Genomic DNA, 19,470 nt, shown 5'->3' with positions numbered 1-19,470 from the left:
GCGGCGTGACCGTGACGTCTGTCAGCCGCACCGGCTCTCTGCTCTCCTGGGCCGAGGACGAGCTGCGCGTGGCGCTGGAGCGGTCCGCACTGCTCGACCCGCGCTCCTACGAGATCTTCGGCCAGGGCTCCCGCGTGAACGACACGTTCATCGAGCCCGGCAGCGACATCGATCTGGTCCTCATGCTCAAGACCCCTTTCGCGTACGGCTGGGAGCAGTTCCGTGACGACGTCCTCGCCGCGCTGAGCGAGTCGTTCGACGTGCGGATGGGTCGCCGATGCCTCAACGTCGACGACCCGGCGTCGCTGTTCGGCGAGATGGTCGACATCCTGGTCGCGACGGAGTTCCGGCTGCCCACCGGCCCGGGCACGGACGAGCAGGGGGTCTTCTTCCGTGATCGGGAGGGCCGCCCGATCGTCAACTTCCCCAAGCGGCACCGGCGCAACGGCGACGCGAAGGAGTTGCGCACCCGCGGCGGCTTCAAGGCAGCGGTACGGACGGCGAAGCGCGCCCGGATCCGGGCCGGGCTCTCCGCCTGGGACGCCCCGTCGTACCTTCTCGAGTGTCTGCTCCACAACGTCCCCGACGGGATCTACCGCGGGCCCGATCCGTATCGAGCCGCGCTCGACTGGCTGCGGCGGTGCGACCCGGCCGCGTTCGCGGAGTTACCGTGCCAGAACGGTATCAACCACCTGTTCGGCCCGGGGCCGGATCAATGGGAACCCGCGACGGCTGGAAGAATCATCGACGTCCTTCACGAGATCTGACGTCCCGGGGCGGTAGCCGCAGCATGACTTGGACAGCCGCGCAGACCACGGCCGTCATCGCGATCCTCGGCACCGCGCTCACCGCGCTGCTGACCTACGGGCTGAACCGGCGTGCCGCGCGGCGCGAACGCCGGGCCCTCGCGTTCGGTGAGGCGCTGAGCGTCGTCGAGGACTTCGCCGAGATGCCGTATCGGATCCGCCGGCGGCCGGGCACGCCCGAGGGCCGCCACCAGTTGACCGAGGAGGTCAGCCGGATCTACTCCCGGCTCGCCTTCCACCAGGCGCTGCTCGACATCGAGGCGCCGGCGGTCGCGGCGGCGTACCGGCGGCTTGCCGGCGAGGCGCGCGCCGAGGTGGGCGAGCAGATGAAGACGGCCTGGCAGAAACCGCTGCGTCTCACCGACGCGGAGATGAATCTGGAACAGCACTACGACCGTACGCGGGTGGATGTGGCCCGTGACGAGTGCGTGGCGACGATGCGGGCCGCGCTGGGCCAGGCCCGTTTCCCGGCAGTGCCGGCGCAGATCGTCCGAGGAGGCCGGCCGGCGCAGTGACGCCGGCCCCGACCGTTGTCCGGATGCGTCGACGACGTCGAGGCCGGCTGATCAGAAAGTTCCGGAACCGGCAGCGACCAGGCGTTTCCGACATGTGAGCGGTGTCTCGGTTGTCCGTCTCGTGCATGGTCCGCTAGATTCCCTCGCGTTGTCCTGATCGGTGGGCACCGATGAGTGATTCTGCGACGGGGGAAACGCGCGTGAAGGATCGGCGCCGGGCGTGTCTGGTCGTTCCCACCAACCGTGAATGCGTGGCGACATTGGCCGAGGTGATAGCCGAGGCGGAATATGCGGCCGGTCATTTCGACGTCGACGTCCACCTGCTGATCCTGGACTCGTCGGAGCATTTCGCGGAGCATGCGGCGGCGCTGTCCGCGGCCCGGAACGTGTGGCATCTCGACGACGCGCGGCAGCGGGAGTTCCTGCGCCGGGTCGTCGGGGCGGCCGACGTGACCAAGCCCGATCTGCTGCTGGACCTGATGCAGCCGAAGGCACTGTCCTACGGCGCGTGCACCAACCGGGCGTTCCTGACCGCGGCCGCGCTGGGCTGCGACACCGTGCACCGCCGCGACTCCGACCTGTACTTCCAGACGTACGCGGGGGAGAAGGTCTTCCCGATCCACGCGGAGCTGTCCGCGCTGGGCAGGCCGGCGCGCGACGTCGTGGCCACCGAGGACCGGCTCGACGACAGCCGCCGGGACCTTCCGGTCGCGATGGCCGGGGCCTCGTTCGTGGGCAGCATGTCGGTGGACATCGAGGACATCCGCGACCACGACGCCTACTACGACCTGGTCAGCCTCTGGGCCGCGCCGGGCAGCACCGACGAGGAGAAACGGGCGCTGGTCGACGAGTCGTTCACCGGCAGCGCGCCGTTCGACGGCGACCACACGATCCTTTCCGTCGTCGACCCGATGCGCGTCGACATGCACAACATCAGCTTCCACGGATTGCAGGAAAGGGTTCCGCTGCCGCCCGCCACGGACACCATCGGCAGCGACTACTTCCTCATTCACGTGGCGGACAAAGCGGGGCTTCCGGGTCTGCTGCACAACCGGCACATCGTCAATTTCCACACCGCGGAACGCAAGACTGACGCCGGATTCCTGGCGTACCAGTTGCGGTTCGCCAAGTTCATCCTGTCGATGTACTACCTGCACTTCGTCTACCAGCGGATGACCACCGACGCCCCGGCGGACATCGCCGCTCTGGTCCGGGAGAGTACCTGGCAGCCGCGGGAGCCGAACGAGACGACCGCCGACCTCATGGAAGCGGCGTACCGGCGGCTCGGCGGGCGGTTCACCGGCGTCGCCGACCTGATCCGGGAACGCCGGGACACCCTGCTGATCGAGGCGCGGCGCGACATGGACGACTACGCGCTGCTGATCGACGCGTGGGCGGCGCTGATCGCCGCGGCCCGCGAGACGCCCGTCTGAGATGACCCTCGCCCCACATCTGAGCGCCGCCCTGTCCACGGCGGACACCGACCGGATCGTCTACGACCTGACCGGCGTCGAGAGCCAGTACCGGCGGCTGCGGGCCGAGCTGCCCGGGGCCGACGTGCGGTTCGCGATGAAGGCGTGCCCGGTCGACGACGTGCTGACCACCCTCGCCGACCTCGGGGCGGGCTTCGACGCCGCCAGCCCGGGCGAGATCCGGCAGGCGTTGCGGACCGGGGTCCGCCCGCGTCGCGTGCACTACGGCAACACCGTCAAGTCCGACGACGACATCGCGGCGGCGTATCGGCTCGGCATCACGACGTACGCGACGGACTGTGTGGAGGACGTCGAGGCGATCGCCCGGCACGCCCCGGGCAGCCGCGTCTTCTGCCGGGTGACGACCACCGGGACGGGCGCGGTGTGGGGGCTGACCGGCAAGTGCGGCAGTGACGACCCGGTCGGGGTGCTGGACCGGGCGCGGGCGCTCGGGTTGCGACCGGCGGGACTGTCCCTGCACGTGGGGTCGCAGCAGATGACCGTACGCGGATGGCAATGGGCTTTCGACTCTCTCGCCGGACTCCTTCCACGGCTGCGCGAGAAAGGTATCCGGCTCGCCTTCGTGAATCTCGGTGGTGGTCTGCCGGCGGCCGGTTATCCGGGGCTGACCCCGCCGACCGGGGAGATCTTCGCGACGATCCGGGCCGGGATGCGGCGATTGCGAGCCCTCGCCGGCGAGCTCGCGTTCATCGTCGAGCCGGGGCGCTATCTCGTCGCCGATCACGGCGTCATCCGCGCGACGGTCGCACGATTCACCATTCGCCGCCAAGCCTGGCTCTATCTGAGCCGCGGGCGATTCAACGGCCTTTTCGAGGGTGACCAGCTCCGCTATCGGATGGAATTCCCGGGACACGAGGACGGCCCGGTCGTGCCCGCCGTCGTCGCCGGACCCAGCTGCGACAGCGACGACGTGCTCGGCGGTGGCGTCCCGGTGCCGGTCCCGGCCGGGCTGACCTCGGGCGATCCGGTGTGGATCCACTCCGCCGGCGCGTATGCCACCAGCTACACCACTGTCGGTTTCAACGGCTTCGACCCGCTGACCTGTGACACCGTGCGGGCCGAGCGGATCCGCCCGATCGGCGAGCCGGACTGGCCCGCGATCGTCGCGCTCGAATCCGAGACCTACGGCAAACAGGAATTGTCGGAGAGCCCGGCGGCATTGCGGTCACGGGCATGCCCGGAAACGTCGTTCGTGCTCGATCTCGGGGACCGGATCGGCGGCTATCTGCTCGCGCTGCCCTACCCGCCCGGGGAATTCCCCGACCTCACCCGCCCGGAGATGTCGCCGTTCACCTCGGCCGGCCTGCACCTGCACGACATGGTGATCGACCCCGATCTCCGCGGCCGTGGATGGGGACGGCGCCTGGCGCGGCACCTGATCACCAAAGGGCGATTGCTGGGGTACGAACGGATCGCGCTCGTCTCCGTCGACGGCAGCGCCGGATTCTGGTCGTCGCTCGGATTCCGCGCCCGGCCGGAGGTCACGATGCCCGCGTCCTACGGCCCGGACGCCGTCTACATGTCCCGTGACCTGAAGGAATAGGCCCGCATGTCGTTTCGACGCGCCCAGTTGTCGGTCGCCGCGCTGTTCGGTTCGCTCGGCTTCCAGTACTCGACCTGGGCCGCCCGCATCCCCGCGCTCACCGACCGGATGCACCTGTCCGCGGCCCAGGTCGGGGTCCTGCTGCTCGCCGCCGGGGTGGGCGCCGTGGTGTCGGCCCCACTGGTCCCGAAACTGATGTCCACGTTCGGCTCGCGCATCCTGGCGGTGTCCGCGGTCGTCGTGCTGGTCACCGTGCTGGCCTGCCTCGCGGTCGTCCCGCTCTACCCGCTCGCCCTGGTCGTGCTGCTGGCCGACGGGGTCGCGGTCGGCTGCCTCAACGTGGCGATGAACGCCCAGGGCGCCGCGCTGGAGAGCACCTTCGAGCGCACCACGATGGCGAAACTGCACGCCACGTTCAGCGGCGGCATCTTCGCCGGCGCGCTGCTGGCCTCCGCGGTCACGTCGGTGACCGGCTCGGTGCCGGCGCACTTCGCGGTGGCCGGCCTGATCCTTCTCGGACTCACGCTCGCCGCCCGGCCGGCCCTGCTGACCTCCGAGCCGGCGCCGGCCGAGCCTGCCGGGCGCCGGTGGAGCCTGCCGACCGGCGCGGTGCTGTGGCTGGGCCTGGCGATGCTGCTCGCCACAATCACCGAGGGGGCGATGACCGACTGGTCGGCGCTCTACCTCAAGGAGATCACGCACGCCGCCGATCACCTGCTGCCACTGGGCATCGCCGTCACCTCCGGGATGATGCTGCTGGCCCGCCTGTTCGCCGACGGCTGGCGCGACCGCTGGGGCGACCGGACGGTCGTCGTGGCCGGCGGCACCCTGGCCGGCGCGGGCCTGGCCGCGGGACTGCTCGCCGGCGGCGCCTACCCCGCGCTCGCCGGGTTCGCCTGCGTCGGCCTGGGCATGGCCGCGGTCAGCCCGTGCCTGTACATGGCCGCCGCCCGGCACGGCACCACCGCCCTGACCGCGGCCGCCACAATGAGCACCACCGGCCTGCTGCTCGGGCCACCGGCGATCGGCTTCGCAGGTCTGCACTGGAGCATGGCGGTGGTCGTCGGCACGGCCTGGCTGACCGTGCTCTGCGCGTTGGCGATGCGCTGGCCCGCCCGTAGCCCCGCGCCGGTGGGCTGAGGCCGTTCCGACTCCGGCCGCTTGCCGGTCCCGGGCGAGCGGCCGGGCCGTCCGGTGTCAGCTGGACACCAGGAGTGCTTCAGCGGCGGGAAGCACCTGTGGTGTCCAGCCGCCCGGGTGTCGGCCGGCCGTCAGGGGTACTTCAAAGAGCGGAAGCACCCCTGACGGCCGGCCGGGGTGCCGGCGGCTCGAAGGCGTCACCGGCGAAGTGACCGCCGGCGAGGACGGTCCGCCCGTCACGGAAGCGGGTGAGCACCCCGGCGCGCTGCCGCCGGGCCCGCGCCGGGTCGTCGTCGGAGCGGAATTGCCACGCGAGCTCGTCGAACTGCGCTCTGGTGTGGAGCAGGTCACCGAGGACGAGAACGCGCTCGTCCGTACCCGGGTCGGTGATCAGGAAGCTCGTGTGGCCCGGGGTGTGGCCGGGTGTCGGTATGGCGCGGATCCCGGCGGGCAGCTCGTCGAGGAAGCCGAGATCACCGGCGAGAGCGGGCAGGACCCGCTCCGGATCCGGCCCCACGCCGCCGGGGCAGGCGCTCCAGAAGTCCCACTCGCGTCGTTCCACGAGATGCCGGGCGCGCGGGAACGCTCCGGCCCAGCCGACGTGGTCGCGGTGCAGGTGGGTCAGGAGCACCAGGTCCACGTCGGCAGGCGATGTCCCGAGCGCCGCGAGGTTGTCCAGGAGAGCGCCGCCGGGGCCCAGGCCGAGATCGACGAGGATCACGTGGGCATCGGTGCGGATCAGGAACGAGCCGACGTTGGCGACCGCCTGGCCGGTGTCGTCCAGCAGATCGGCGTGCGCTGTCCAGTCGCTGCCCGGGAAGAAGCTCTGCGGATCGCCGCGCACCTCGCCGTCGTGGACGAAAGTGATCATGGTCTGTCCGATCTTCATGTCCACACCGTCTCCGGGCGGCGGGGCTCCGGCAAGTACGCACTTGCGGGTAAGGGCCGGATAGGGTCGCGGCATGGCGATCAGGTTGCGGCCCGGGTCCCGGCTCCCGGTGCATGCCGACACGGACTGCCCGACGACCTGCCCGACCCGGCAGACGCTGTCCCGGCTGGCGGACCGTTGGACGCTGCTGCTCGTCGAGAGTCTGGCGGGTGACGCCCGGCGGTTCGCGGAGCTGCGCGCGGCGGCGACCGGGATCAGCGAGAAGATGCTGGCCCAGACGCTGCGCAGTCTCGAACGGGACGGGCTGGTGCGCCGCGAGGTGCTGCCCGGTGTGCCGCCGGGGGCGAGGTACCACCTGACCGATCTCGGCCGGTCACTGCTGGAACCTCTGGAGGCGGTGCGCGCGTGGGGCCGGCGGCACATGGCCGAGGTCGAGCGGGCGCGGCTGGACTACGACGCCCGCTGACCCCGGCCGCGCCCGGATCAGCCGCGGCGCCACTTCTGGTTGGTGGTGCCGGCGCAGTCCCAGAGTTGCAGTTTCGCGCCGTCGCCGTTCACCCAGTCCTTGATGTCCAGGCACTTGTTCGCCTGGGGGTTGACCAGGTCGCCGGCGGCGCTGAGCACCCACTGCTGGGCCGGGTTGCCGCTGCACGTGGCGATCTGGATGATCGCGCCGCTCGCGGTGGAGCCCCACGGCACGTCCAGGCACATGTTGTTGCCGGTGCGCAGCGCCCCGCCGGTGGCCTCCCACTTCTGCGCGCCGCTGTTGTTGCAGCCCCACGTCTGCACCTGCACGCCGTCGGCGAAGTTGCCGTTGGGCACGTCGACGCAGAGGTTGTTCCAGTTGCTGATGATCGGCTGACCGCTGCCGCCGCTGCCGCCACTGGTGGTCAGCGACAGGCCGTACACGGAAAGGATCTCGTTGACGGGCTGGAACCACATCGTGCCGCCGGAGGTGCAGTTGCCGGTGCCGCCCGACGTGACGCCCTGTGCCTGGTTGCCGGAGATCCACGACCCGCCCGAGTCGCCGGGCTCGGCGCACGCGTTGCTGCGGTTCAGGCCGGAGACGGCGCCCTGGGCGTAGTTGATCGTCTCGTTCTTGCCGAGCAGGGTGCCGCAGCGCCAGCCGGTGGTGCGTCCGGAGCGGCAGATCGAGCTGCCGACCGCGGCTTCCGCCGAGCCGCTGACCAGGACGTTCCCGCCGGCGTAGTTGTTCACCCAGGGCTGGGAGACCCAGTTGCCGTTGGTACGCACCCACGCGTAGTCGTTGCCGGGGAACGACGAACCGGCGAACGTGCCCTGGGCGACGTTGTTGTAGCCGAGCGTCGGGCTCCCGGCACCACCGCAGTGACCGGCCGTGACGAAGCCGCCGGCGACCGGGAAGCCGACCGAGCACAGGGTGTTGCCGTTGATCACGTACTGGTCGCCGCCGCGCGTGTCGTACATCGGTTTCGGCTGCTCGGCAGCGGTCCGCACGGTGACCGGGCCGGCGTGCGCGGCGGCGGCGAACCGGCGGGCCTGCGCCTCGGCGCCCGGCGCCGCGGTGATCACGACACTGTTGGTGGCCGCGTCGGCGTACCAGCCGCGGATCGCCGCGGGAGCCTGCGCGGCGTGGCGATCCAGTGTGGCGCGAGCGGCGTCGAGGTCGCTCTCGGAGCGTTCGACGACGACCGGGTCGGCGCCTTCCGCCCGTACCGCCGAAGCGTCTTTCTCGCTGGTCACAGCGACGGTGAGACGGCTCGCGCCGGCCGGGATCCAGGCGCCGCCGAACCGCTTGCCGAGGTGGGCGCGCAGCCGCTTCTCGATGACCGGCGCGGCGGCCTCGATGGCGAGCCGCCCGGCGATCTGGGCGTCGTCGAGGTGCAGGTCGCGGCGCATCGCGTCGAGCATGCCGGGCGCGAGGTCGAAGCTTGCCGTGGCGAGGCCGGACCTCGTTGCCGCGAGGGCCGAGTCTGCCGGCGGGAAGCCGGAACGTGCTGCCGCGGGGGCCGGCTGTGGTGCGGCGCCGATGACCGCGAGGGCGGCCATGCCGGCGATCAAGGCTTTGCGGGTACGGGTCATCGAACGTCCTTCACGGTGGGGGAATGCGGAAGAGAGCGCTCTCGCGTTGATTGTTCGCACGGAGTCGCTCTACTGTCAACAAACCTGCACAAAGAAGTACGTCGATGACTTCGTCGTCGGGGACTGCGGAGGTCGGCCGCTCCCCGAGCCCCTCAGCTCGGGCGGGTCGGGTTCGCCGAGGGCCCTCACGAGCCCGCGCCCGAAGACGCCCCCGGAACGTGCGATCAGCGGGAACCAGCGGCGGAGTCGAGCATCTCCATCATCTCCGGGAGCTTGAAGAACTCGGCGGTCGGCCGCGCAGAGGCCGGATCCGCACCCGCCGCCAGCAGCGTCCGCACCGCCTCGGCGTTGCGGCGGAAAACGGCTGCGGCCAGCGCGGACTGGCCGCGGTCGTTGATCCGTTCCGGGTCGGCGCCGTGCGCCAGCAACGCGGCCACCGTGTCGGTGTGGCTGTGGTACGCCGCGAGGATCAGCAGCGTGTCACCCTTGTCGTTGGTCAGGTTGGCGGGCAGGCCCGCGGCCACGTTGGCGATCAGCTCGCCGGTGTCCCCGGAGCGCGCCAGGTCGAACATGCGATGGGCGAAAGCGATGGTCTCGTCGTCAAGGTCTGCCACGCCCGGGCCCATACCCACGACGCACCCCTCCCACACTCAACATATATCGGACCGGGGGACTTGCCGCAAGACCCGGGTCAGGGCGCAGAATCGTCGGTCGGAAGCCTGAGACCTGCGAAAACGGGAGTCGCGAGAATGCGTGTATTGCTGACGACATGGGGGTCGCGGGGAGACGTCGAGCCGCTGGCCGGGCTGGCGGCGGCGCTGCGGCGCGAGGGCGCGGAGGCGGTGGTGGCGGCCCCGCCGGACGACGACTTCGGGACGCTGCTGGCGCGGGCCGGGGTGCCGCACGTGCCGCTCGGCCCGACGGTCCGGTCGATCGTCGCCGGGCCGAAGCCGCCGGGCGCCCAGGAGGCGTTCCGGCTCGCTCCGGCGCTGGTCGCGGCCCGGTTCGAGACGCTGATGAGCGCGGCGCAGGGGTGTGACGCGCTGGTGGCGACCGGACTGATGCCGGCCGGTGCGCGGGACGTGGCCGACAAGCTCGGCATCCGCTATGTGCTCGCCTGCTTCCACACGCTGGGACTGCCGTCGCGGCACTCCGCGCCGGGGCGGCGGCCGGGCACCCCGTCCGACGAGGGGGCCGATCTCGCGACGAAGTGGAAGCAGGACGCCGACCGGGTCAACGCCCTCTACGGTGGCGCCGTCAACACCCATCGGGCGGCGATCGGCCTGCCGCCCGTCGACAACGTCCGCGACTACGTGTTCGGCGATCAGCCGTGGCTGGCCGCCGATCCGGTGCTCTGCCCGGCCCCGGACGATGTGGACGTGCGGCAGACGGGCGCCTGGTTCCTGCCCGACGACCGGCCGCTGCCCGACGATCTGCGAGCCTTCCTGGACGACGGGGAGCCGCCGGTCTACGTGGGTTTCGGCAGCATGGCGTCGTACACCCAGAAGGACATCGCGAAGGTCGGCATCGAGGCGGTCCGGGCACAGGGGCGGCGGGTCGTGCTCGCGCGCGGCTGGGCCGGGCTGACCGCGATCGACGACGCCGCTGACTGTTTCGTCGTCGGCGAGGTCAACCAGCAGGCGTTGTTCCCGCGGGTCGCCGCGATCGTGCACCACGGCGGGGCGGGCACCACGCACGCCGCCGCGCGTTCCGGGTCGCCGCAGGTCATCGTGCCGCACATCGCCGATCAGCCGTCCTGGGGCGCCAAGATCACGGAGCTGGGCATCGGGGTGACCGCGACCCCGGAGACGCTCGCCGACGCGCTGTCGCAAGCCCTGAAGCCCGATCTGCGCGTACGGGCGGAGGCCGTCGGTGCCCAGATAAAGCCGGACGGCGCAACGGTCGCGGCCCGGCTGCTCCTCGAAGGATAGTCACGTTCGTGGTCGTCGCCGGCCGGGATTCGTGGTCCTCTCTGGTAGGACGGAGGGCAACCAGAAGGAGGACGCCATGCCGGATCCGGTGTCGGTACGACTGCCCAGCGGCCAGGTCATCCAGGTCGCCGTGAACGAGAGCGAGCACCTGAGACCGTCCGGCCCGCGCGACGTCGGGCTCGGGGACGCCGCCATCCAGATCATGCAGTTGCCCGATTTCGTGGGCACTGTCGACGGCGTTCTCGACATGGTGAAGCTGGCGGTCTCCCGGTCCCGGCCGGACACCGTCTCGGTCGAGTTCGGCATCGAGATCAGCGTGAAGGCCGGCAAGCTGGTCAGCGTCGTCGCCGACGCGGGCGGCAAATGCCAGCTGAAGCTCACCGCCACGTGGGGGAAGGCGGCGGCCGCTCCCGCCGGACCGGCCGCCGCGGACGACGCCGATCAGGAGACCCCCGATCAGGAAACCGACGGCCGTCCGGGCTGACCCCACCACCCCGTGCCCCGGTTCCCTGAGAGGCAGCTCACCAGGGAACCGGGCCGTGCTCGTCGAAGAAGCCGCCGGTCGGCCCGTCATCGGGCAGCGTGGCCAGCCGGACGACCACGGCCGCGCCGTCGGCCGCGGTGCGGGTCAGGCCGGGGAACGCGGTGGTGAAGTCGGTCGCACATGGCCCCGGATCGGCGGCGTTGACCAGGATGTTGCGGCTGCGCAGTTCCTTGGCGTACTGCACGGTCAGCGAGTTGAGTGCGGTCTTGGACGGGGCATACGCGGCCAACGGGGGCCGGGTCGTGAAGTAGTCCTCGGGATCGGTCATCCGGGCGAGCAACTTCTCGTGGTGCCGAGTTCGCATCGCCTCGCGGGCCGTACCCGGGTCTGCCTGAACGACCTCGCCGGTGAGCCCCTGCCGCGCTGGCCGGACGCGTCCGAGGGTGGCTCACCCGGACCCGAGGTCCATGACCTCGGGCAGCTTCTCCACCTCGTCGCCTTACGACGGATGGTCGCCGTCCTCCCCTCCTCCATCCGCGACCAGCTCCGCGACGACCTGGTCGCTGTCCCGGTCGATGATGCCGAGCCCACCACGCTCGTTCTCGCCTGGCCCGAGCACGCCACCTCCCCAGCCCTGGCCGCCTTCGTCCGCGCGGCCGCCGCCGTGGCGGACAGGGCGACGGACCACGGCGGGTAGAGCGGGGGGACCCGAACCGATTACGCGGCCGGCAATCCGAGCCGAGCCACCAGCGAGCTGCCGATCATGGAGCTCGCGAGCCGCGGGCCCTCTCCTGTTCGACGAGGGCGTCGAGGTCGGCCAGCCGGTGCAGGCCCTGCAGCGGCCGGCGCATGCGGTGGTTGCCGGCGAGCGCCTGCTCGTGGCGGGCGAGGAAACTCCAATAGCCGGCGGTGTAGGGGCAGGCGCTCTCGCCCGTCCGGGCCTTCGGGTCGTAGCGGCAGCCGGGGCAGTAGTCGCTCATCCGGTTGATGTAGGCGCCGCCGGCCGCGTAGGGTTTCGTGCTCATGCGGCCGGCGTCGGCGTACTGACTCATGCCGATGACGTTCGCCGTCATCACCCACTCGTAGCCGTCGACGAACGAGCGGTGGAACCAGTCCGCGACCGCGCCCGGGCGCCAGCCGCGCTGCATCGCGTAGTTGCCCAGGACCATCAGCCGCGGGATGTGATGCATCCAGCCGCGGTCGCGGACACCGGCCAGCACGTCCGACAGGCAGCGGGCACCGACCGCGTCCGCGTCCAGCGCCGCGAACCAGGCCGGCAGCTCGCGGCGCGCCCCGAGTTCGTTCTCCGCCCGGTAGCCGGGCTCGAAGTACCAGTACAGATGCCAGATGAAATCGCGCCAGCCGAGGATCTGCCGGATGAATCCCTCAGCGCTCGACAGGGGGACCGAGCCTTCCCGGTACGCCTTCTCGACCCGCTCGACCACCTCCAGGGGGTCCAGCAGTCCGAGATTGATCGCCGGGCTGAGCATGCTGTGCGCCATCAGCGGGTCACCGGCGAGCATCGCGTCCTCGTGCGGACCGAACGCGGGCAGCCGGTGGGTGACGAAGTGCCGCAGTCGCGCGAGCGCCTCCTCCCGGGTCGCCGGGAACAGCCGCGGCCCGTCGTTGCCGACGAACGTGATCCCGTCCTCCCGCTCCCACTTGTCGAGATCGGCGCGCACCTGCTCGTCGATCTCGTCCTCGACGATCGCGGGCGGTGGCGGGACGTCGAGCCGGGCGGCGCCGCGCGGGGGTGGCTCGCGGTTGTCGGCGTCGAGGTTCCAGCGGCCACCGGCCGGCTCGGCGCCGTCCATCAGGATGTCGTGACGCTCACGGGCGTACCGGTAGAAATCCTCCAGCCGCAGGTGGTCGCGCCCGTGTGCCCACGCCACGAAGTCCGGCGGCGCGGTGATGAAACCGCGGGGCGGCAGCATCTCGACGTCCGGCAGGCGCCGGATCAGGCCGCGGGCCGCGCGGGAGGTGGGATGGCACACCGTGAGCGGTTCGCCGGCCGCCTGGGTGTACGTCTCGGCGCGCGCCAGCCGGACGTTCCCCTCCCGGGCGCGGTGACGCAGCGCGGAGAGCACGAGGTGCGCCTTCTGCCGGTGGAACGCGCGGCGCCGGAAGACCGCCTTCGACTCGACCAGGAGCACGGGCTGATCGGGCGCGTCCAGGAAGTGCGGCCCCAGTTGGTCGGCGAACAGCCAGCGACGGCGCATGCCACCCATCCTGCCGCCGCCGGCCGGTCAGTTCCGCGGTTCGGCGGGTTCGTCGCCCGGAGAGGGACGAACCCGCCACGGCGTCACGGGTGACTCGGCAGGCACCGGCCGGCTACGGGCTCGCGCAGGTATTGCCGTCGATCGTGCAGGCTTTCGGGGCGGCGTCGATCAGGGTCGCGCCGGTGACCCCGAAGCTGATCACCGCCGAGCCGCCGGCCGGGACCGCTGACGTGCTGCTGTCCGGGACGAACGTCCACGTCGAGCCGTCCTGCGTCGCGGTGGCGCCGTTGACCGAACTGACCATCAGCGTCGGCCGGGGCAGCGTCACGGTGAGGGCCCAGCCGTCCTTCGCCGCCGCGCCCGGATTGGCCACGGTCACGGTCATCTTGTAGCCGAGCAGCCCGCCGGTGACCGACGACGTCCGGTACGACGCGGTCAGCGGCGCCGCGGCTCCCTCGGTGACCGGGGCCGACGCCGCCGGCCTGGTGGCGGTGGCCGCCACGCCCAGGCTGGATCGCGCGGACACCTTCGCCGAAACCGAAACCGAAGCCGAGGCCGAGGCCGACGCCGACGGCGAGGGCGACGCCGAGGTCGCCGCGGACACCACCGGGGAGCCCGCCGCGGCGGGCGGCGCGGAGCGGCCCGGCAGCGCTGCCGCCGGGTCGGGCGGCGCGGCGGGGTCGCCGGAGCCGCGGACCAGGATCACGACCAGCAGCGCTGTCCCGGCGAGCGCGACGACCGCGGCGGTCACCAGGGCCCAGCGTCCGAAGGCGCGGCGGCGGCCGGGCTCACGGACCTTCGGGGTCGGCGTCGGCCCGGACTGCAGAATGCTGTAGAGCCGCAGCATCCCGTCGAGCACCACGACGGACAGCGACCGCCGCCCCCGCGTACCGGTGTCATTCATCAGTGTCTCCGTGAGTTCTCAGAGCGAGTTGAGCCCGCTGAGGAGCCGTTCCAGGACGTCCGGGGACGCGTCCCGGCGGTCCGCCTCGAGCAGGCCCGCGTCGCGCAGCTCGGCGAGCATGAGCCGGGCCGGGCCGAGCGGCAGCCCGAGTCGCGCCGCCACCTCGGAGAGCGCGATCGGCCGGCGGATCAGCCGCAGCGCTCTGCTCTGGTCGGGGGAGAGGTTGTCCGGCTCGGGAACGCCCGGCACCCGGTGCAGGACCACGCTCAGGTCGAGGCCGTCGCGCTGCGCCGCGGCCCGGGCGCCGACCCGCGCGTAGAGGCGGACGATCGGGCCGGCGTCCTCGTCGTACCAGGTCTCCTCGGTGGCGCCCATCAGCCGATCACCGGTTCCAGGTCGTCGAGCGTGGTCTCGTTGTCGCCGGCGAGCGGGCCGATCAGGGTGGTCGGCACCAGCACCTCGGCGACCAGGCCGCCGTCGAAGCCGTTGGCCAGCGTTACCGCGATGCCGTGGCGGGCGGCGAACCGGCCCGCCGCGTAGAGGCCCCACCACGTGCCGCCGGTCGGTGGCTCGGGCTCGGCCATCACGCGGGCCGCGGTCGCCAGGTCGTCGGCGGTCATGCCCGGCCCGACGTCGGTGACCGTGATCCGGTAACCGTCCGCCACGTGCTCGCCGGCCACCCGGACCGTGGTCTCGGCCGGGGCGAACGTCGCCGCGTTCTCGACCAGCTCGGCGAGCAGGTGCATCAGGTCGGTCACCGCGGGCCCGGCCAGCGTGACCGGGTCGAGCCGCGCGGTGGAGACCCGGTCGTACTCGCTGATCTCCGACGCGGCGGCCCGGACCACCTCGGCGAGCGGGACCGCCTGGTGCCAGCGCCGGGCCGGGGAGCCGCCGGTGAGCGTGATCGCCTTCTCCAGGTTGCGGCGCACCCGGTTGGCCAGGTGGTCCGCGCGAAACAGGTCACCGAGCGCGTCCTGGTCCGCCTCGCGCCGCGCCAGCGTGTCGAGCAGGCGCAACTGCCGGTGGACCAGGCCCTGGTTGCGCCTCTCCAGGTCGCGCAGCAGCGGGTCGAGACCGCCGAGCCGGGCCGGCGCGGCCGGGCGGGACGTCTGCCGCCGCGGGCGCTTCAGGCCGGTCCGGGAGCGCCAAGCCAGCAGCAGCATCGCCAGGACGGCGATCAGACCCACACCCCCGACGACCCCGGCGCGTACGACGGTGAGCACCGCGTCGTTCGTCCCGGCGCCGGCGGCCGCCGTCACCCCGGCGGTCTGCTGCTCCCACAGCGCGGTGTTGGCGGTGTTGTAGGCGGTCGACCACGCCGGGCCACCGGCCGCGCCCTCCGCCGCGGTGAGGGCGGTGCCGGCCGCGATCGGCAGCTCGGCGCCGGCCGCGGACAACAGCTCGCGCCGGGCGCCGGCGAGGTTCTGCAGACGTACCCGGTCGGCGTCCGTGATCTTGTCCTGGGTGGCGAACGCGGCGAGCAGCGCGTCCTCCTCGGCGAGCAGCTCACGGGCCCGGCTGAGCGCGGAGAGCGCGGCGGCGCGGCTGCCGGCCTGGTCGGCGAAGACGGTCGGGGTCTCCAGGCCGGACGGGTCGATCAGCGCGGTGTACGCGTCGGCCGCCTTCACCCCGCGCAACTGCCCGCCGTCGACCTGCCCGCGGATCTCGGTCAGCCGCGCGGTGCGGTCGAGCAGCGCGCCGGTCTGCCGGGTGGCGTCCGACCCGGACAGCCAGCCGCTCACCGCGTCCCGGGCGGTGGCCAGCTCCTGCCGGGCGTGGTCGGTGTGCACCCGCTGCGCGGCCGTCTCGCTCGCCGAGTCGCCGGCCACCGCGATCCGGCGCTCGGTCTCCAGGGCCAGGACCAGCGCGCCGGCCGGCCCGGCGAGGTCGGTGGCGGTGGTGCGCGCCGACAGCACGCGCCGGGCCTCACCCAGCGCGGGCACGGCGGCCGCCGCCCAGAGCGCGATCAGCAGCGCCAGGCCGGTGATCACTTTCGTACGGGTGCTCATGACTTGTCCTCCGGGTCGATCAGGTCACGCAGCCGGCTCAGCAGCTCCGGACGCCCGGTGACCCCGAGACGCTGGCGGATCCGGGCCACGTGGTGCTCCACGGTCTTCGCCGAGAGGTAGAGCCGCTCGGCGATCTGCTTGTAGGTGAGTCCGGAAAGGATCAGCGCGGCGACCTCACGTTCGCGGTCGCTGAGCAGACGTGGCGAGTCCGGCGCGGGCAACTCCCCGGCCGGCCCCCGCAAGCCGCGGGCACACTCCAGCAGCAGCGTCATCGCCTTGCGGTCAGTGGTGCGGATCGCCGCCTGGCCGACCAGCCGCGCGCCCTCGCCGACCAGGCCGAGCGCGCTCAGGCCGAGCGCCGCGTCGATCACCGTCTCCGGTGCGGACCGGTCGTCCAGCACGTCGAGCCAGCGCTCGGCGGCGGCCGCGACCGCCGTCGTGTACGGGCTGAAGTCGCGCATGCCGGTCAGCGCCGTCGCGTGCCGCCCGGCCGCGTCCCGGTCCTCGGCCAGGATCGCCGCGTGCAGCCGGCTCCAGTGCAGCGGGGCGCTCCACAGCGGAGGACCGCCGAGCGCACCGAGCAGCCGGTCGGCCTCGGCCAGGTGCCCGGCGACCCGGTGGTGCTCGCCCAGCCGCGCGGCGGCCACCGCCAGCTCGCCCAGCGGGAGCAGGGTGAACAGGTCGACCGGCTGGCCGAGCAGCGCGTGACAGGCGTCCGGCCAGCAGCTGCGCAGGGCGACCAGGTCACCGGCGCGGCGGGCGAGCCCGGCCCGCAGCGCCCCGGCGAACAGGCGGTCCCGCCCGGGGCGCCCCTCCGGTGCCTCGGTGCCCTGCCCGCGCTGCATCAGGATCCAGGCCCGCAGCAGCCGGTGCCGATCGGCCAGCAGGGCGCCGCCGGTGTTCGCGCGGACCGCCCGGTCCAGCAACGCGCCGGCGGTGCCGAGGTCGGCGCAGTGCAGGGCGATCGTGGCGCCCAGCGCGGCGGGCGAGTCCGGCAGCAGGACCGCCGGACCGGCCGGTCCGATCATCGCGGCGGCCTGGACCAGGGTGGAGAGCGCGACGGCGGGGGTGCCGCCGACGGACTCGGCCATGCCGCGCGCCATCAGGGCCGCGGCCGAGCTGAGCAGGGTGGGCGGCGCGTCGCCGGGGGCTGCGGGCGCCACGTCGGTCCGCTGACCGGTACCGATCAGCGCGATCGCGCCGAACGCGGCGGCGACCGGCGACGGCGACCACTGGAACAGGGCGGCGGCCTGCGCGGTCTGGCCCCGCTGGGTGAGCACGGCGGCAGCCACGTACGCCGCCTCGGCCCGCTGCTCCGGCGGCCCGGCCTCGAGCGCCTGGTCGGCCAGCCGGGACGCCTCGTCGAGGTCACCGGCGAGCGCCGTCGCCAGCGCACGCCGGGCAGCCGTGCCCCGGCCGGCGCCGGCCGCCGCCGCGAACAGCTCGGCGGCCAGCCGCGGATCGTCGCCGAGAGCCTCCTCGCCGGCCGCCTCGTAGACCGGGCCGAGCCCGCCGACCGCCCCCGGTGCCAGCCCGCCACCACCGTCCTTGAGCAGCGGTGCGACCAGCGGCAGCACCGGCCCGCCGCGAGCCAGTTGCAGGGCGGCGAGGCGCTGCCGCACGTCGATCCGGTGCCCGATCGGCCCGAGCGCCGCGATCGCCCGCCGGGCCAGTGGCACCAGCGTGCCGTCGGCGGCCAGCAGCCCGGTCGCGCGGCCCGCGTCGACCAGCTCGGCGACCGTACCGGCATCTCGGCCCAGCAGCGCCGCCAGCAGGTCGAACGAGAGCCCGGCCCCGGCCTCGGCGGCCAGCAGCAGCGTGCGCACGTCCGGCTCCAGATCGTCCAGCTCGGGCGCGAACCCGGCCAGGGCGTCGGCCGGAGTGCGCGCCTGCGCCATCCGCGCGACGTAGCGCGGCACCCCGCCGGTCTGCTCGGCGATCATCGTGACCAGCTCGGGGGAGGGGCCGGTCAGCCGCTCGCGGATCTGGTCGGTGCTGAGCGGGGGCAGGCGCACCGGCGGCCGGATCCGGCTCAGCAGGTCGACGAGCTCCGGCAGGCCCTCCGGGCGTGGCCACGGACGGCACGCGACGACGACCCGGGCCTCCGGCTTCTCGGCGTACGCCCGCAGCTCCTGGATCCTGATCGGATCGAGCCGGTGCGCGTCGTCGGCCAGGAGCACCCGCTCGTCCGCCGGGCCGTCGGCCTGCCACGGCGTCGTGATCGTCACGCCGGCCCGCTGCCACAGCGCGGCGAGCTCGTGCAGGAGCGCGGTCTTGCCGAAACCGCCGGGCGCGACGACCACGGCGCGCAGCGGGGCGTGCGGATCCGCGGCGACCTGGGCCAGCAGGCCGGCGGCGGAGGAGGCGCCGGAGGAGGCCGCGGACGCACCGGTCAGGACGGGCGCGCTCACCGGTCGCCCGTCCGCACGGCGGGGATGGCGACCGGCGGGCGCGGCGGCCGGGCACTCGTCACCTGCGGCCAGGCGTCCGTCGCCGTCTCGGGAGGATCGGCCGGCGCCGGGCCGAGCGGCTGCTGCCGCGCGGGCCGGTGTGCCCGCGGCCGGACGGCGAGCGCGGCGCCGGCCGCCACGGTCATCGGCGGATCCTGGTCGCGCAGCACCGGCACCGGGAAGGCCGCCGCGAGCAGATCAGACACATGCGGATATACGGATGCGGAGCCTCCGGCGATCAAGACCGCGGAAAGATCACCGGGCGCGACCCGGCAGTCGCTGACGGTCTGCTCGGCCAGGTCCACAGTGGGCGTCAGGACGGCCCGGGCATCGGCGGCCGTCGCACCCTCCACGTCGAAGCCGGCGACCTCGTCGAGCTCCGCGCTGCCGAGCAGCTCGAGCCGGCCCGGCCCGTGCGGCGCCGCCACCGTGACCTCGCAGGTGGAACCGCCGATCCGGAACGCCAGGAGCAGCCCGCCGACGGCCGGCACGCGCCCCGCCGCCTGGTGACACTCGACCACCGCGCGGGCCCGGGTGACCAGCGCGGTCTGCGCGAGATCGGCCTCGGCGAGCGCGGCGTGCACCAGGTGCAGCCGGCCGTTGCCCCAGCCCGACGGGTAGGCCAGCGCGATCCTCTCGGGTGGCTCGTCCAGCTGCTGCCAGACCCGGTCGACCACCCAGCGGGCCATCGCGGCGACCAGGCCGTGCGCCGGGAACCGGGACCCGCCGAACAGCATCGGCGAGCTGTCGCCGACGCGCCGCAGATAGCCGCCGACGGCCGTTTCGGCGGGCCGCCGGCCCAGGTCACCGGGGACGACGTCGCCCTCCGGGGTCATCGCCAGCGCCGAGGAGACCATCCGGCCGCGGGCGCCGAGCGGCACCGGCTGCGGCGGGCCCCAGCCACGGCCGGTCCCGCTGTCACGGCGGCACACGGCGGCACGGGTGTGGCCGGCTCCGATGTCGATCCCCAGCACGTACGGCACGGCGTCTCTCCTCCCTCACCGTTCGGGCAGGTGAGTCGAGACG

The 19,470-nt window shown here is 73.2% G+C and carries 19 protein-coding genes; 9 read left to right on the top strand and 10 right to left on the bottom strand.

What is annotated here, in order from left to right:
• Nucleotides 1–5: 5 nt before the first annotated feature.
• From Acy02nite_RS16460 to Acy02nite_RS16440, 5 genes are all read left to right on the top strand, one after another.
• Nucleotides 6–767 (top strand): nucleotidyltransferase-like protein, encoded by a 762-nt coding sequence (locus Acy02nite_RS16460; protein WP_203741495.1) that lies wholly within the window; start codon nucleotides 6–8, stop codon nucleotides 765–767.
• 23 nt (nucleotides 768–790) lie between these two features.
• A complete protein-coding gene (locus tag Acy02nite_RS16455; RefSeq protein WP_203741492.1) occupies nucleotides 791–1,321 on the top strand; it encodes a hypothetical protein in 531 nt (176 codons plus the stop codon).
• 170 nt (nucleotides 1,322–1,491) lie between these two features.
• Nucleotides 1,492–2,754, top strand: a complete 1,263-nt coding sequence (locus tag Acy02nite_RS16450; protein WP_264653309.1) for a DUF6271 family protein — start codon at nucleotides 1,492–1,494, stop codon at nucleotides 2,752–2,754.
• A gap of 1 nt (nucleotide 2,755) precedes the next feature.
• On the top strand, nucleotides 2,756–4,357 hold the full coding sequence (locus Acy02nite_RS16445) for a GNAT family N-acetyltransferase (RefSeq protein ID WP_203741488.1): 1,602 nt from the start codon (nucleotides 2,756–2,758) through the stop codon (nucleotides 4,355–4,357).
• 6 nt (nucleotides 4,358–4,363) lie between these two features.
• The gene (locus Acy02nite_RS16440; RefSeq protein ID WP_203741486.1) at nucleotides 4,364–5,497 is read left to right on the top strand and encodes an MFS transporter; all 1,134 of its coding nucleotides are present in this window, start codon (nucleotides 4,364–4,366) and stop codon (nucleotides 5,495–5,497) included.
• 142 nt (nucleotides 5,498–5,639) lie between these two features.
• On the opposite strand, the gene Acy02nite_RS16435 is transcribed toward Acy02nite_RS16440, so the two are convergent.
• Entirely contained in the window at nucleotides 5,640–6,386 is a 747-nt protein-coding gene (locus Acy02nite_RS16435; RefSeq protein WP_203741484.1) for an MBL fold metallo-hydrolase, read from the bottom strand.
• Between the two features lie 73 nt (nucleotides 6,387–6,459).
• Between Acy02nite_RS16435 and Acy02nite_RS16430 the strand changes: the two genes are divergently transcribed.
• A complete protein-coding gene (locus Acy02nite_RS16430) occupies nucleotides 6,460–6,852 on the top strand; it encodes a winged helix-turn-helix transcriptional regulator (protein ID WP_203741482.1) in 393 nt (130 codons plus the stop codon).
• 17 nt (nucleotides 6,853–6,869) lie between these two features.
• Here the strand turns inward: Acy02nite_RS16430 and Acy02nite_RS16425 are convergent, their stop codons facing one another.
• Together Acy02nite_RS16425 and Acy02nite_RS16420 are read right to left on the bottom strand one after the other, a co-directional pair.
• A complete protein-coding gene (locus Acy02nite_RS16425) occupies nucleotides 6,870–8,447 on the bottom strand; it encodes a ricin-type beta-trefoil lectin domain protein (RefSeq protein ID WP_203741480.1) in 1,578 nt (525 codons plus the stop codon).
• Nucleotides 8,448–8,671: 224 nt separating this feature from the next.
• Nucleotides 8,672–9,019 (bottom strand): ankyrin repeat domain-containing protein, encoded by a 348-nt coding sequence (locus tag Acy02nite_RS16420; RefSeq protein ID WP_307872282.1) that lies wholly within the window; start codon nucleotides 9,017–9,019, stop codon nucleotides 8,672–8,674.
• 177 nt (nucleotides 9,020–9,196) lie between these two features.
• Between Acy02nite_RS16420 and Acy02nite_RS16415 the strand changes: the two genes are divergently transcribed.
• Together Acy02nite_RS16415 and Acy02nite_RS16410 are read left to right on the top strand one after the other, a co-directional pair.
• A complete protein-coding gene (locus Acy02nite_RS16415) occupies nucleotides 9,197–10,378 on the top strand; it encodes a glycosyltransferase (protein WP_203741478.1) in 1,182 nt (393 codons plus the stop codon).
• 76 nt (nucleotides 10,379–10,454) lie between these two features.
• On the top strand, nucleotides 10,455–10,862 hold the full coding sequence (locus tag Acy02nite_RS16410; protein ID WP_203741476.1) for a CU044_2847 family protein: 408 nt from the start codon (nucleotides 10,455–10,457) through the stop codon (nucleotides 10,860–10,862).
• Nucleotides 10,863–10,899: 37 nt separating this feature from the next.
• Here Acy02nite_RS16410 and Acy02nite_RS16405 read toward each other — a convergent pair whose 3' ends face one another.
• Complete coding sequence (locus tag Acy02nite_RS16405; protein ID WP_203741474.1) at nucleotides 10,900–11,226, bottom strand: SDR family NAD(P)-dependent oxidoreductase; 327 nt, start codon at nucleotides 11,224–11,226, stop codon at nucleotides 10,900–10,902.
• Here Acy02nite_RS16405 and Acy02nite_RS16400 point away from each other — a divergent pair.
• Nucleotides 11,212–11,559, top strand: coding sequence for a LysR substrate-binding domain-containing protein (locus tag Acy02nite_RS16400; protein WP_203741472.1), 348 nt, complete (start codon nucleotides 11,212–11,214; stop codon nucleotides 11,557–11,559). The genes Acy02nite_RS16405 and Acy02nite_RS16400 overlap by 15 nt on opposite strands.
• Nucleotides 11,560–11,623: 64 nt before the next feature.
• On the opposite strand, the gene Acy02nite_RS16395 is transcribed toward Acy02nite_RS16400, so the two are convergent.
• The 6 genes from Acy02nite_RS16395 to Acy02nite_RS16370 all read right to left on the bottom strand — a co-directional run bounded on the left by Acy02nite_RS16395 (nucleotide 11,624) and on the right by Acy02nite_RS16370 (nucleotide 19,427).
• Nucleotides 11,624–13,081 (bottom strand): cryptochrome/photolyase family protein, encoded by a 1,458-nt coding sequence (locus Acy02nite_RS16395; protein WP_203741470.1) that lies wholly within the window; start codon nucleotides 13,079–13,081, stop codon nucleotides 11,624–11,626.
• A 112-nt stretch (nucleotides 13,082–13,193) separates the two neighbouring features.
• A complete protein-coding gene (locus Acy02nite_RS16390; protein WP_203741468.1) occupies nucleotides 13,194–13,985 on the bottom strand; it encodes a cellulose binding domain-containing protein in 792 nt (263 codons plus the stop codon).
• Between the two features lie 18 nt (nucleotides 13,986–14,003).
• On the bottom strand, nucleotides 14,004–14,360 hold the full coding sequence (locus Acy02nite_RS16385) for a DUF742 domain-containing protein (protein WP_203741466.1): 357 nt from the start codon (nucleotides 14,358–14,360) through the stop codon (nucleotides 14,004–14,006).
• Nucleotides 14,360–15,994: a sensor histidine kinase gene (locus Acy02nite_RS16380; protein WP_203741465.1), complete on the bottom strand. Its 1,635-nt coding sequence runs from the start codon at nucleotides 15,992–15,994 to the stop codon at nucleotides 14,360–14,362. Before Acy02nite_RS16380 ends, Acy02nite_RS16385 begins: the two co-directional genes overlap by 1 nt.
• A complete protein-coding gene (locus tag Acy02nite_RS16375; RefSeq protein ID WP_203741464.1) occupies nucleotides 15,991–18,405 on the bottom strand; it encodes a helix-turn-helix transcriptional regulator in 2,415 nt (804 codons plus the stop codon). The genes Acy02nite_RS16380 and Acy02nite_RS16375 overlap by 4 nt, the downstream gene beginning before the upstream one ends.
• Nucleotides 18,402–19,427 (bottom strand): Hsp70 family protein, encoded by a 1,026-nt coding sequence (locus Acy02nite_RS16370; RefSeq protein WP_203741463.1) that lies wholly within the window; start codon nucleotides 19,425–19,427, stop codon nucleotides 18,402–18,404. The genes Acy02nite_RS16375 and Acy02nite_RS16370 overlap by 4 nt, the downstream gene beginning before the upstream one ends.
• Nucleotides 19,428–19,470 lie beyond the last annotated feature (43 nt).

This window comes from Actinoplanes cyaneus, assembly GCF_016862095.1.
Classification (GTDB): Bacteria; Actinomycetota; Actinomycetes; order Mycobacteriales; family Micromonosporaceae; genus Actinoplanes; species Actinoplanes cyaneus.
Note: the sequence above shows the minus strand (reverse complement) of the source record. Positions and strands in the feature narration are given on the sequence as shown.